The organism is Pseudomonas sp. DW-iso17 (assembly GCF_058725345.1).
In genome coordinates this window covers 64,452-77,847 of sequence record NZ_JBZXEA010000006.1, presented here as the reverse complement: position 1 = coordinate 77,847, position 13,396 = coordinate 64,452, and the positions used below count along the sequence as shown (strand labels likewise).

Below are 13,396 nucleotides of genomic sequence, written 5' to 3'. Positions count from 1 at the left end.
GTCGGCTTAAAAAGATTGGATGAGCGGGCATTCGGCCTGAAGCGCGCGTGCTCGCCCTTACCTAAAACTTGACCAGCGGCAGGTTTCGAAAGTTTAGATTTTTTGCGGGGTTTTTGTTTTGGAACGGACCCATCGGTCATGAGTCTAGGACAGATCCCAGCGCCTGCTGGGTTTTCAAGCCGATTTTGTAGGACAAAAAACTTTTATCGATATACCGCCCTGCCTCTGTAGGAGCGAGCTTGCTCGCGAAAAACCAAAGGCCGCCGAGTAAAACCAGAATGACCGCGTTATCGTTGGCGTTTTTCGCGAGCAAGCTCGCTCCTACCAAAAGACAGGGTCAAATAACGCACTAAAGTGGTGCATCAGGTGAGCCCGCGAATGGGCACACCCTTGGCCCAGGCTTGGATATCTTCGATCATCTGCTGATAGAACTGCCGGTAATTCTGCTCGCTCACATACCCCACGTGTGGCGTCGCCAGTACATTGGGCAAGTGGCGAAACGGATGGTCAGCCGGCAGCGGTTCCTGGGCATATACATCCAGCGCCGCCCCGGCCAGACGACCGCTGCGTAACGCTTGCACCAGCGCCTGCTCATCCACAATCGGCCCGCGTGCGGTGTTCACCAGCCGCGCGGTGGGTTTCATCCAGCCCAAGGCTTGCGCATCCACCAGGCCACGGCTGCGCTCGCTAAGCACCAGGTGGATGGTCAGAATATCCGCCTGCTCAAACAGCTCGCGCTTGCTGACCCAGGTCACGCCCGATTCAGCCGCACGCTCCGGTGTGAGGTTTTCACTCCAGGCAATCACCCGCATACCAAAGACCTGGGCGAACTTTGCGACTTTCTGGCCAATGCTGCCCAGCCCCAGAATGCCCAAGGTCTTGCCATGCAGATCGCCGCCCAGACCGACCTGCCATCCGCCCGCACGCAGTGAGTTGGCTTCGGCGAGCAGGTTGCGTGTAGAGGCCATGATCAAGGCCCAGGTCAGTTCCGGTGCGGCGTGTTTATAGCTGTCGGTGCCGCACACTTGGATGCCCAGAGCCTTGGCTGCGGGAAGGTCGATGGCGGCATTGCGCATGCCGCCGGTCACCAGCAATTTGAGCTTGGGCAGCCCTTGCAGCAGGGCTTTGTCAAAGGTTGAGCGTTCGCGCATCAGGCAAATCACCTCGAACCCTTTCAAGCGCTCGATCATAGTGGCGGTATCGGCGGGGTAGTCGTGGAGAAAATGCACCTTGCCTACGCTGCCCAGCGTAGACCAATCCACCACGTCACTGGCCACGTTTTGCCAGTCATCCAACACTGCGATCTGTATCGACATACACGCGGGCCTCGAAAAGGTTGAATTAGAGGGCGTTCAACCCCTGCAACAGGGCTTTATGAAACTGTTCCGGCTCTTCCATCTGGGGCGCATGGCCCAGGCCGGGGAACTCCACCAACGTGGCGCGGGGAATCAGCTTGGCCACCTGCTTGCCCAGTACCTCGTAATGACCAATTTTGGCCTTGACCGCCGCCGGCGCCACATCTTTGCCGATAGCGGTGGTGTCGCTGGTGCCGATCAGCAGCAGGGTGGGCACCTGCAAGTCCTTGAACTCGTAGTACACCGGTTGGGTGAAGATCATGTCGTAAATCAACGCCGAGTTCCAGGCAACCTGAAGATGCCCCGGGCCTTTGTTCAAGCCGGCGAGCATGTCTACCCAGCGCTCGTATTCAGGTTTCCAGCGCCCCACGTAATAGGTGTTTCGCTCATAGTTGCGTACACCGTCGGCGCTCAGTTTCAGCTCGCGCTGGTACCACTGGTCGACGCTCTGGTAAGGCACGCCGAGGGCTTTCCAGTCTTCCAGCCCAATGGGGTTCACCAGCCCCAACTGTTCGGTTTGCTGGGGGTACATCAGCGCATAGCGTGTGGCGAGCATGCCGCCGGTGGAATGGCCGATCACGGTGGCCTTTTGAATGCCGAGCTTTTCCAGCAGTTGATGGGTGTTGGTCGCCAGTTGCTGGAAGCTGTACTGGTAGTGGTCGGGCTTGCTGGAGGTGCAAAAGCCGATCTGGTCTGGGGCGATGACGCGGTAACCGGCGTCACTCAGCGCCTTGATCGAACCTTCCCAGGTGGCGCCGCAGAAGTTCTTGCCGTGCATCAGCACCACGCTGCGACCGTTTGGAGTACCGGTGGCGGGGACGTCCATGTAGCCCATTTGCAGGGATTTGCCTTGGGATTGGAAGGCGAAGTGTTGGAGGGGGTGGGGGTATTGGAAGCCTTGGAGTTCAGGACCATAGGCGGGGGATTCGGCGAATGCCGGCGCTGTGCCAACGAGTAGCAGGCCAGTGAGAGAAACTGTGTGCAAATTCACGATGGGCTTCTCCAAAGATAAAAAGAAGAGGGTGAGTCTGCTGCATTAACGTTTGATTAATCAGCGGTGCGCGGCGCTTGGCAGTGTGTCACCGAAATCGGACGGAAGGTTCACTTACCTGTTACTTCTGACAGTAGACGGGTTATGTCAACACGCGCCAACTAGTGGGGTCAAGCAACGTTGGAGGAGAAGATCATGAGCAAAACTACTTTTTCGGTTCCCATCGCAACCCATGTCACTATTATTGGCGAAAATATGCCCGGAGGCACGGTACGCGGAAGTTATAAATACAATGCGACAGGAGGCGAAGCGGAAGAAGGGCGGTCACTGTACCGCTGGTATGTGGGCGAAGCCCCGGGGCCTCTTACGAAAAATCTCGACCTCACTATTACGCAAGGTATGATTGGGCAACAAGTCCGATTTGCAGTTACGCCTGTCTCCGCTTCAGGGGTTAGCGGTAATGAAGTGTATTCGCAAGTTAAAACCATCGTCAGTGGCTATCAAAATATTTCGGAAGAGGAAAGCAATAGTAGTTTCATTAAGCAGTACGGTGCCTTTTCCTTGTATCGAAACGAACCCAATGATCGAATCGTAAACTCCACTTCGGGCGCATTCGCGTGGATGAGTGGTACCACGCAAAGTATCTTCGTGAAGGGACGCAACGATTCTGGTGGTATCCCGCCAGCAGAAATAGCTCAGTACCTGAACAATAATCCTGCCACTCGGATGTTTTCAACCGCAAAGGACTTTGCTGCGTTGGTGCCGGTGGTCGGCACTGCAAACCAATTGCTCCTGTGGGGACAGAATATCGGGCCTATCCCCCATGATTTGGATTTGAGCAATATTAAATACGTGTATTGCAATGAGTCGGCAATTGCCTGGATTTATGATAATCCGCCGCCGGGTAAAAACAGGATTGGTGCGTTCGGAAGCGTTGCCAACGGCGGAGGCGTACCTGACGATATACAAAAGTTTTTGTTCTTTGATCAACCCAAGGCTATCTACAGTACTGCGGCGGCCTTCGCGGTTCTCACCGAAAGCGGGCGGGTTTACGCGTGGGGGAGCCCAGCAGCGGGAGGTACCTTCGATCAGAACAAGCGAAAAGAGTTGGATCAGATAAACGTCACCCGAATTGTTTCCACAGCAGGCGCTTTTTGCGCGATCGGTGCGGTACGCATTGGTGATCCTACCGTTAGCACCGTTGTAACTTGGGGGCCGGCCAACAGCGGTGGCGCAATCTCCGCGGCTGACTTGGAAAAAATTCTGGATGGTGAGGGGGCACAACATGTGGTTGCCAATCGTGACTCTTTTGTCGTGATTACCAAGCGACGCGCAACCGCGTTGAGTTGGGGCGGCCCCTATGGTGGGGTAATGAGCGAAGAGGCCCGGATACTGGCCGCCCGCGGCTATATCGTGATGTGTGCAAGTACGGCATATGCGTTTTGCATTGTTAACGATGGCGGCGGTATTGCGGCCTGGGGCGTCAATGGCATGGGCGGAAACACGCCCACTGCTGAGGGCACCGCGGACTCAGAGGAGTCGTTCGCAGTCGTAGATGCGGGCGAAGTGCTTGAAGCCAGCGGTGCGAAGGAGCGTGTGCGGGCGGTGTTCGAAAAATTGCAGGTGGCCAATGTAAATCCACAGCGGTCGCACACGTCTGACACCGCCTGTGTCTGCCATAGCATCGGCAAGCAGCGCGTCAGTCTGACCCATCTTGTGACTCAGTTGGGCGATGTCACGTTGAGCTCGAATGACTCGAGTTTTTTCCTGTCGAGCAAGGGCAATGGTGGTGTAACGATTGATTTGATTACGTGGGGCCATGCAGGGTATGGCGGGGCGATGCCTTCGGCGACCCGTCAAGTGTTGATGGCCAGTCAAATCACCGATGTGTATTGCACGAACGGTGCCTACGCAATGATCACCAATCAGGGAGGGGTCACCGGGGCCGTCGTCGCGTTCGGCGCCAATAATGCTCAGCAGGAAGCAGGGCAGATACCTGATCTGCTTCAACCGCATTTGCGAGCGCAGATTAAAGAACTCTATTCCATCCAACAGATGCCCCCCTATAACCCAAATATTGGTCGGCAAGGCGCCTTCTCTGCAAGGCTTGGCAATGACACATGGGTCAATTGGGGAGGCACATTGCTTATTCCGAATGAACATATTGATCCCACAAAACCGTAAATCCAAAAGGACTGAAAGAGACTCCTGGTTGGAGTCTGTAATGGTAGGCGCAAACGGGGTCAGGCCTTAAGACTCTCAACGTGCCTAACCTGCCTAGTTGGAGGGTATTATGAAAATAACTGAATCTACCGACACTGTGCCGGAAGCAACCCAGGTTCTGATTTTGGGTGATGTGCATGTCAGCGCTACCGTGCGAGGGTTTTATATCTACAGTAACGCCGGTGGCAGCCCAGAGGGATTGTCTGAGTTTTATTGGCATCTCAACGGCGAACGACTTGAAAAAGAAGGCCAGGTGGACTTGAAACTAAGAGCCGCGGATGGCGGTAAGTATTTGCAGTTTTCGGTCATTCCTGTTGCGTCTGACGGTACGCGAGGTATTGAGCGTTTTTCTGAAACCTATAAAGTTATCTCAGGCTTTCAGAATATATCGGACGATGAAAATGAGTGGTGTTTCCTGAAGCAGCGCGGCAACTTTTCCTTTCACGTTCCGGAGCCTGCGGATCGGCTGTTCGTTTCTACGGGCGGGGTGTTTGCGCTGCTCGAGCCTACTACGGGTGACGTTCATCTGGAAGGTCAGACAGGCTGGGGTTTGCCGGTGCCACCGGAGATTGTGAACTTTCTGAAAAACAACAAGGCAATCAAGTTGTTTTCTTCAGAGGTGAGTTTCGCAGCGCTCATTCCATTGGGCGGTACCAACCAGTTGTTGATGTGGGGGCCCACCATTCCACCAACCCTTCCGCCGCTGCAAGGCGTACGGTCGGTCTACAGTACAAGAAGTGCATTCGCGATCATTTATAGCAACCCTCAGGGTGCCAGTAATCGAATCGCTGCCATCGGTCCGGTGGGCAGGCCCGTTTCCACTGTGCCCGATGAGATTCAATCAGCGCTGGTATGGGATCAACCCGAGGCCATTTATGCGACAGATGATGCATTTGCCGTGCGAACCAGTGGCGGTAAGGTTTACGCTTGGGGGCATCCTCACAACGGCGGCATCATCCCCGATGACGTCAGGAGACGACTCAACGCAATGTTTGTCACCCGGATTGTGGCAACGGCGATGTCGTTCTGCGCCATCGATGACAAGAATGGTGATTGCGTAGCGTGGGGGAACCCCGGTGGTGGTGGCGTCATCCCAGTTGTCCAGTACGGTAAAATTATTGAGGAGGGCGGCATTGAATCGCTGATTGCCGCCGAGAACGCATTTTGTGCCATCACTCGAAACCCTCGTCGGGCCTACAGTTGGGGGGCAGCCGGCCAGGGCGGAACCATGTCGGCCGGTGCGGCAGACTTGGCTGTTCGTGGGAATATCATTCTTTGCAGGGCCAATCGTTGGGCTTTCTTGATGGCCAATGCTTCAGGCCAGGCGGAGTCGTGGGGCGCAGCGCTTTATGGTGGTGCTCCACTGCCCAACAACGTGAAACGGGAAATAGAGAAGGCCTTCAGGATCAGCGCGGATCCTAACGTATCGCCCACGGACCTTCTCGCCGTGCCGGGGGAGCCAGAGCGCTCGCCTATCAAAGGGCAAAAGCCGAGGCACCACCCTAACGTTTCGTCCCGCGCCATTGTGCTGGAAGGCAATATCAGCGTGTATGCCAACGATGTCAGTTTCTTTCTGTTGAGTCGTCACGACGATGGAAGAACTCATGCGATCGTGCTGCACGGCTACCCTAGCCATGGGGCCGTCATGAGCCAGGGACTTCGGCAAACATTGATGGCCAGTTTGATCCGCGACGTGTACTGCACCAACGGGGCGTACGGTGTGATTACCACTCAGGGGGGCACAGTCGGGGCCGTTTCAGTCTGGGGTGCTACGCTGGCGATGGAGGATGCCGGAGAAATACCGCCTGAACTGGCCGAGCATGTTCGCAGTGACGTAGTGGAGCTATATTCCATCAAGCGTTTTCCCTATGTGAAGCAGCCCGATCCTCCACCTCGGCCGCCACCTCCACCACCGCCTCCACCGCCACCACCAAGACCTGTGCACATCGATCCCTCGTTTGCTGCGCGACGCACCGATGACACTTATGTGTTATGGGGCGGCAATGTAAAAAACCAACATTACGACCCTCGGGAGCACGATACGTAAAAACAGCCGCTTGGATGAACCTTATAACCCGCGCTTGCGCGGGTTATTTGCAAGCGACCTTGGTCTTTGTAACGAAGATTTGCATTCGAAGCACCCTCTCATTGTTACATCCAACTACGCCCTATGAAGTGCTTGGAGAACGCTATGAAAAAAATCAAGGCTAAACTTGTGATCCCGGAGGCCACTCATGTTCAAGTGGTGGGGGATGTTTTTGTCGGCGCAACCGTACATGGTTTTTATCTTTACAACAGCAATGGGGGTAGCCCAGAAGGATTGTCTAAATTCTATTGGTATATCAATGGTGAACGCCTGACGGACGAAGGGCAATTGGACATAAAGTTGAGAGCAGCGGACGGTGGGAAATTTCTACAGTTTTCGGTGGTTCCCGTATCGTCTGACGGCGCGCTGGGTGAAGAGGCTAAATCCCCGCTTTATCCAATAAATTCGGATTTTCAAAATATTTCTGATGAAGAAAACGAAGCATGTTATCTAAAACAGCGCGGTAATTTTTCATTTCACGTGCCCGAACCCACTGACAGGTTGTTTGTTTCCACGGGCGGCGTTTTTGCATTGCTTGACCCCTCCAGCGGCGATGTTCATCTAAAAGGGCAAAATGGATGGGGCTTACCGGTTCCACCCGAAATAATCAGTTTTTTGAAAAATAACAAGGCCGTTCGGTTGTTCTCGTCCGAACGCAGTTTCGCGGCGCTGGTGCCGCTGGGAAGTACTAACCAGTTGTTGTGTTGGGGGGGCGATGTTCCCGCCACGTTGCCACCCTTGCAGGGCATTCGCTCTGTTTACAGCACCCGAAGTGGCTTCGCTGTTATTTATAGTAACCCCGCTGCCGGGGCCAACCGTATTGCCGCAATTGGTCCAGTAAATAATCCCATTGCCACGATCCCCAATGCTATTCATCAAGCATTGCTCTTTGACCCACCCTTGGCTATTTACGCGGCAGATGACGCCTTTGCTGTGCGAACCCAGAACGGCCGTGTGTATGCGTGGGGTGATCCGAACAAAGGCGGCACGATACCACCCGCCGTTCGGGACCAGCTCAACTCGATGTTTATTACCCGGATTGTAGCGACAGCTATTTCCTTCTGTGCCATAACCGCTGATGGCGATTTTGCTGTATGGGGACATACGACGGGCGGCGGCACCATTCCCGTTGAACAATTGCGTCAGATCCTCAATGACGGCGGGATCGAATCGGTGATCGCGGCAACGACAGCCTTCTGCGCCATCACCCGAGGGCGTCGCATTGCTGTCAGTTGGGGGAGAGTGGGTGAAGGCGGGAACATGTCTGACGGTGCGGCCAACTTGGCCTTGCGTGGCAATATCATTCTTTGCACGGCCAACCGTTGGGCATTTGTGATCGCTAACCAATCGGGTCAGGCCGAGGCGTGGGGGGCCATCGGATTCGGGGGCGATCCGATACCACCTCAGGTAAAAGTGCAGTTTGAGGCGGCCTTTAACGGCGCTAATGCAGTCCCAGGTGACCCGCCCCGGCCTGGCACAAACAAGGAGCCGCAGAGACAACACAAAAACGTGTCGTCCAGAGCCATTATTGTGGATGGTCATCTCAGCTTATATGCCAATGATCACAGTTTTTTCTTACTCAGTCGCCACGATGACGGCAGGACCAATGCGATTGTTTTGCATGGCCTTCATATGTCTGGCGGCGAAATGAGTGCTGCGCTGCGGCAAACGTTAATGGCCAGCCTCATACGGGATGTTTACTGCACCAACGGGGCCTATGGGGTGATTACCACCCAGGGGGGAACGGAAGGGGCCGTGTCTGTATGGGGCGCCACTCTACGGATGGAGGATGCGGGTGAAATTCCTCCCGAGTTGGCTGATTATGTGCGCAGCAATGTCGTTGAATTGTACTCGATAAAACGATTCCCTTATGTTGGAAACCCTCCACCGCCAAGGCCCGTTCATAACGACCCTTCATTTGCCGCGCGACGCACCGATGGTACCTATGTGTTATGGGGTGGCAATGTGGATAACCAATACTTCGACCCATCAGCCGAAAGCAACGATTAGTCATCCGGAAGGGTTCAACCGGCTTACACCCAAAGAAGAGGCAGCCACTGTGCGACTGCCTCTCAACATCCCCTCTCATTTACTCATCGCATGTATTCATGTCACCAGGGAAGTTTCCTGAACGACAATTTGATCCACCATAAACGTAGCAGCGGTCCCGACTGAGAGTGAAAGGCGGGCAGTGAGATTTTGCACGGGCGGAGCAGCGGGTGTAGTGAACACATGGCTGACCTTTGCCCAGTTTCGATTCGGCTCCACCGACCTGGTCGCGCTCATCGCTCCCAACTCAAGGCGTGCAGTAGTCATAGAAGTCGTGCCGGAAACCTTGCAATAGAAACTAACCTCATAGCGCGTGTTTACCTTCAGATCAAGGTAGGTTTTTTGTAGACCTGGTTGCACGGTTTCACCTGCAGTTTTGCTGGTACGCCAACAAATGTTTTCAGCCCCTTCCACCGCAAGCTCACCTCTTGCGTTGAGAATGTTTTCCCAGCCATTGCGGTCGTAATTGAAGAAATTCGTCAAATCACTGAAATAGGTCGCTCGTACGGTATAGGTTTTAGTGGGAAGCGGTATGGCCCTGGTGATGTCGGGGACACCGCTCAACGCCACCCAACCTTGAATCGTGAGGGGCGAGCCGTCCATCAGCAAACGTAATTGCTCTACCGGTGCGCGGCGGTTCAAGCCGATTAACGCGCCATCTTCACCTAAAGGTTCACCGGTATAGGTGCTTGTGTGAAATGGAAGGCCATTCGTGTCGGTGCCATAAAAGTCTTGCCAGACGATGCAAACAGGATGAATAAAATGCCAAGTGGGCGTTATGGTACGCGCCCCGGCAGTCAACCGAGAGAGCTGGAGTTCAGGCACATCGCCGATACCTTCGATATAGGTATTGGGCAATCCGGTGAGCGTCAGCAGATCCAGGGGTACGATCTCGGACTCATAAGGAATTGCGTCGCGCAAGAAACGGTACTGCACGCTTATTCGATGATTGGCCTCGCGGATTCCCTCGGCGATGATGCGCTCCGGTATCGGCGCCTCAACTTCCTGGGTCGTCGCGTTACCCTTGACCGCTACAGTGGTGCTGCCGGTGCCGTCAGCGGTCAGCCAATCCAGAAAAATATCCTCGTTGTCGCGCATTGGGAATCTTATGATCACCTGGGTGCCGCCCAACGCTGCCAGAGGGTTCAGTTGGTCAGGGAAAACAGAGGCGCCTCGAATAACAGGACGCCCCAAATTGATTCCAGCGCCCACAGTAAGCTTGAGTACCTCGGAGCGTAGCACTTGCTCGGGGGGGGCCTTGCGCAGCAGGCTGTAGGTGATAGTCAGGGTACCGCCGTTATTACGGTCAACGATATCTCGCGGCACCGCTAATGGCAGTTCTTTGCCCTCTGTGCCTGTATTAATGTTGATCGTGCCATGGAGCGAGGCGTCAGGTTTGGAACCCAGTATGGTGTAGTGAAGGACGTCTTTGTCTTGGGTGCCCGTATAAGTAAATATCACCCGTACCGTTGGCCCTATCACATGTTCTGGGTTGATGTTATTGCCAATGCTGCCCTCTAGCCGTGCCACCGGCATTGTAGGGTTGCGTGCACCGAACTGGATGCCCAGCTCCACGGATTTTCGAACGGTGAGTACGCCAAGGCCAGGCGGTTTTTTTGCCTTGCCATCGTCGACCAGGTAATAAGCAACGACATTGCTGCGCCCCCTGAACCTTTGTAGTACCGCTTGGGAGATCAATCGCGTGCCACCCGGTTCGCCCGCCAACTCGCCCTGCTCGTAGTAAGCGCCACCACCGCCGGCAACGACTTCCTCTATGACTAAGGTTTCCCATAAATCGAACGCATACGGAATGTAGTCGTGGGGGATGTGGGCTACGCAGTAATGATCAGGGTCAATCAACCCCAACTCAATCGGTTCGATGGTGAGCGGCGGCATCCTTACCGGCGTGCCCACCACCACGATCATGATGCTGGCTGATTGCCCGAGTGTATTGCCGGCGCTGTCACGCCATTCGTAAGATGCGTTGAACGATCCTCCTACAATTTCAAAGATGATTTCAGCGGGAACCGACGTGATGGTCTCGCCGATGTTTTGGTCTTCTACGCTATCTAATACGAAGGATTTCGTCGTGCCATCCGCCAGGGTCGCCCTCAAGGTAACGGTGACGAGGTGACGGGGGGCCGGAATGGGAGGGGGGATCACATCGGGGCGTGCTTTCACACTAAACTGCGAGGCGTGATCTCTATCAAAATCTACCTGTGGTGCCGCAGTTCCATTTATGAGGAACTCGGGTGCGCTACGTAAGTTGGGATCTAGTTCACTGATAAGTTGGTACGGCTTGGAAAACTGATATTTTTCACCACCAGAAATATTCTCCACAAAGTCGATCACTCGGTACCTGATGGTAATTGATCCTTTTAGGCTACCCTGAGTAATAATATCCTTCGGAACATGTACTTTGACTTCCCCGGCGTCGACGTCGGCTTGGGTCAACCGCTGCTTAACTTCGATACCGTCCCACTGCAGATCGATAAGATCATTCCTGCGCATATGGAGATACGGGTGTATGACACACCACAATCCATTGGTGATATCAGCAGGCTTAATAGGCTCACCTTCTGCAAAACCCTCCACCTCCATGGTCAGCCCATCATGCCATCCGGGCAATCCCGGTTCTGGGTCTTTACTGACCCCGCCCGGGCGAGTGGTCTTGACGTAAATAAATTGCCCGGGTGAATCGCTGGGGGTGCCAGGGCCTACACGCACGACACGTCCTTTGATAAAGACTTCGCCTCTAGGAACATTGTGTTCAGGTACATGCAGCGGGTAACGAGCCTCTGTGGTCGAAATAACTGAATCACGGGCGAGCGGAAGCGTATCCCTGTCCGTGTACAGCTGGTATTCATCAAACTGATTGAGTGTCGCCCAGCGCTCGAACAGCATGGTGAGATGAGGCACTACTTGGCGGATACCTAGTCCGTAATCATAGGGTTCGTCAGGAAAAGGAGTCATGTCCACTTTAGAAAACCTTGAATAAGGCTCATCTAAGTCAACATGAACCCTTTGCCCTGTCGGAAGGGATTGAGGGCTTTTATCAGGTGGGATAATGAGATCAGTCGGCATGGTCAACACTCCTTGCACTAAGAGACGCACCTAGTAATCGCGGGCGCATGGGCAAGAGTGATGAGGCGCTGGGCAGCAGCGGATGTCTAGCTGTCAGGATTGACAGTGGCGACAAGTGGTCATTATTGAGCAGAGAGGTGGAGCAGGGTGAGTACAGTCAGCGCGGCATACCGCGCACTCTTGGCCACGCTGACCAACAGCAAAAAACGCCACAACGGCTCACGCATCACACCAGCCACCAACGTCAGCGGGTCACCAATGATCGGCACCCAGCTGAGCAACAACGTCCAATGCCCCCAGCGCGCGTAATGGCTGCGAGCCTTGTCCAGCTGCCTGGTGCTGACCGGGAACCAGCGCCGTTCCTTGAAGCGTTCCACCGAGCGCCCCAGCAGCCAATTGACCAGCGAGCCCAGCACGTTACCCAAAGTCGCGATGCCCAGCAGCAGCCATAGGTTGTAATGCCCGCTGAGCAGCAGGCCCACCAACACGGCTTCCGATTGCAGGGGCAATAACGTCGCGGCGCCAAATGCCGCGACGAACAGCCCCAGGTAACCCATCAACACCGGTCAGTGAGCCGGGTAGTCCGCTACCACTACATCTTTACCGTCTCGGGTCAGGCCAATGATTTGATAGGCCTCGCTGCGTCCGTCCACTTCCATCCCTGGTGAGCCTAAGGGCATACCCGGTGCGGCAAGGCCCAGCAGGTCGTTGCGCTTGCGCAGGGCCAGGACCTGCTCGGCGGGTACGTGGCCTTCGACGAATTTGCCGTCGATGACCGCGGTGTGGCAGGAGCCAAGCCGTGGCGCGACGCCCAGGCGCTGCTTCACCGCGCTCATGTTGGCTTCAACGTGGTCGTTGACCTTGAAACCGTTGCTCTCCAAGTGGCTGATCCACTTTTTGCAGCAGCCGCAGTTGGCGTCGCGGTGGACGTCGATGGGGATCAACTCGGCGGCCTGGGCCAAGGTAGTGGTGAACAAGGCACTGAGCAGGGCCAGTCGCAATGGGGTTTTCATCGTGGGTCTCACTGAAGGCGCGGCGATAAGCCGGGCATTCTCCCTGCTTTTGCGGGTATGTTTGCAATGTGACGCCGTTGTAATGTTTCTAAATTATACGAAGCGCTGGTTTTCCAGTCGCTGCTTGAGCCGGTCCAACGCAATCGCCGACAACGCGACCATGCGCTCGTGCAAAGACGCCAGTTGCAGTTCGGTTTCATAAGTCAGCACCCGCTTGAACAGCGTGCCGCCCTGATGAGCGCGCAAGTAGTAATGAATGGAACCATCAACCGCCAGGGAGGTGAACACGGTTTTGAACTCGCTGGGGCGGCGGGCGATTTGTACGCGGTAACTCATGGAGACGCGTATGCCCAGCAGGTCGATGATTTCGGTAAAGCGCGTGCCGATCGGCAATGAGCCGGTGTTGCCGGTGTCGGCGCTAAGGGAAGTGGGGTGCCACTCGTGCCAGCGGTCGGGCTGGGTCACATAGTCATAAACCGCCTCGATCGGCGTGTGGATGAAGCGTTCCTGACTGATCTGCTCCAAGCGGACCGAATGCTCAGTCGCGTGCATGACACACCTCCTGTGTGGCGGTTTTTACACTAGGAGCTGTGAG

At 55.1% G+C, this 13,396-nt stretch carries 10 protein-coding genes; 3 read left to right on the top strand and 7 right to left on the bottom strand.

Annotated features, from left to right (window positions below; translation table 11 throughout):
• Positions 1-136: 136 nt before the first annotated feature.
• The 3 genes from AC4PS6_RS05405 to AC4PS6_RS05395 are packed head-to-tail and all read right to left on the bottom strand — an operon-like array spanning position 137 to position 2,346.
• Positions 137-313, bottom strand: a complete 177-nt coding sequence (locus AC4PS6_RS05405; RefSeq protein ID WP_236466368.1) for a hypothetical protein — start codon at positions 311-313, stop codon at positions 137-139.
• 49 nt (positions 314-362) lie between these two features.
• Positions 363-1,316: a D-2-hydroxyacid dehydrogenase family protein gene (locus AC4PS6_RS05400; RefSeq protein WP_130175476.1), complete on the bottom strand. Its 954-nt coding sequence runs from the start codon at positions 1,314-1,316 to the stop codon at positions 363-365.
• Positions 1,317-1,341: 25 nt separating this feature from the next.
• Positions 1,342-2,346, bottom strand: a complete 1,005-nt coding sequence (locus AC4PS6_RS05395; protein WP_372242392.1) for an alpha/beta fold hydrolase — start codon at positions 2,344-2,346, stop codon at positions 1,342-1,344.
• 195 nt (positions 2,347-2,541) lie between these two features.
• Here AC4PS6_RS05395 and AC4PS6_RS05390 point away from each other — a divergent pair, with 195 nt between their 5' ends.
• From AC4PS6_RS05390 to AC4PS6_RS05380, 3 genes are all read left to right on the top strand, one after another.
• A complete protein-coding gene (locus AC4PS6_RS05390) occupies positions 2,542-4,530 on the top strand; it encodes a hypothetical protein (protein ID WP_032902415.1) in 1,989 nt (662 codons plus the stop codon).
• Positions 4,531-4,639: 109 nt separating this feature from the next.
• The gene (locus AC4PS6_RS05385; RefSeq protein ID WP_032902414.1) at positions 4,640-6,616 is read left to right on the top strand and encodes a hypothetical protein; all 1,977 of its coding nucleotides are present in this window, start codon (positions 4,640-4,642) and stop codon (positions 6,614-6,616) included.
• Between the two features lie 144 nt (positions 6,617-6,760).
• The gene (locus AC4PS6_RS05380; RefSeq protein WP_336827281.1) at positions 6,761-8,665 is read left to right on the top strand and encodes an RCC1 domain-containing protein; all 1,905 of its coding nucleotides are present in this window, start codon (positions 6,761-6,763) and stop codon (positions 8,663-8,665) included.
• A 96-nt stretch (positions 8,666-8,761) separates the two neighbouring features.
• Here AC4PS6_RS05380 and AC4PS6_RS05375 read toward each other — a convergent pair whose 3' ends face one another.
• The 4 genes from AC4PS6_RS05375 to AC4PS6_RS05360 all read right to left on the bottom strand — a co-directional run bounded on the left by AC4PS6_RS05375 (position 8,762) and on the right by AC4PS6_RS05360 (position 13,353).
• On the bottom strand, positions 8,762-11,788 hold the full coding sequence (locus AC4PS6_RS05375; RefSeq protein ID WP_492180747.1) for a hypothetical protein: 3,027 nt from the start codon (positions 11,786-11,788) through the stop codon (positions 8,762-8,764).
• A gap of 122 nt (positions 11,789-11,910) precedes the next feature.
• Positions 11,911-12,351, bottom strand: coding sequence for a YqaA family protein (locus AC4PS6_RS05370; protein ID WP_032902413.1), 441 nt, complete (start codon positions 12,349-12,351; stop codon positions 11,911-11,913).
• A gap of 3 nt (positions 12,352-12,354) precedes the next feature.
• Positions 12,355-12,801, bottom strand: coding sequence for a DUF411 domain-containing protein (locus AC4PS6_RS05365; RefSeq protein ID WP_014718602.1), 447 nt, complete (start codon positions 12,799-12,801; stop codon positions 12,355-12,357).
• Positions 12,802-12,894: 93 nt separating this feature from the next.
• Entirely contained in the window at positions 12,895-13,353 is a 459-nt protein-coding gene (locus AC4PS6_RS05360; protein ID WP_038450277.1) for an SRPBCC family protein, read from the bottom strand.
• Positions 13,354-13,396 lie beyond the last annotated feature (43 nt).

Coding starts and splice junctions, on each gene's coding strand:
- AC4PS6_RS05400 (WP_130175476.1), bottom strand. CDS start 1,316: ATGTCGATACAGATCGCAGTGTTGGATGACTGGCAAAACGTGGCCAGT.
- AC4PS6_RS05390 (WP_032902415.1), top strand. CDS start 2,542: ATGAGCAAAACTACTTTTTCGGTTCCCATCGCAACCCATGTCACTATT.
- AC4PS6_RS05385 (WP_032902414.1), top strand. CDS start 4,640: ATGAAAATAACTGAATCTACCGACACTGTGCCGGAAGCAACCCAGGTT.
- AC4PS6_RS05380 (WP_336827281.1), top strand. CDS start 6,761: ATGAAAAAAATCAAGGCTAAACTTGTGATCCCGGAGGCCACTCATGTT.
- AC4PS6_RS05375 (WP_492180747.1), bottom strand. CDS start 11,788: ATGCCGACTGATCTCATTATCCCACCTGATAAAAGCCCTCAATCCCTT.
- AC4PS6_RS05365 (WP_014718602.1), bottom strand. CDS start 12,801: ATGAAAACCCCATTGCGACTGGCCCTGCTCAGTGCCTTGTTCACCACT.
- AC4PS6_RS05360 (WP_038450277.1), bottom strand. CDS start 13,353: ATGCACGCGACTGAGCATTCGGTCCGCTTGGAGCAGATCAGTCAGGAA.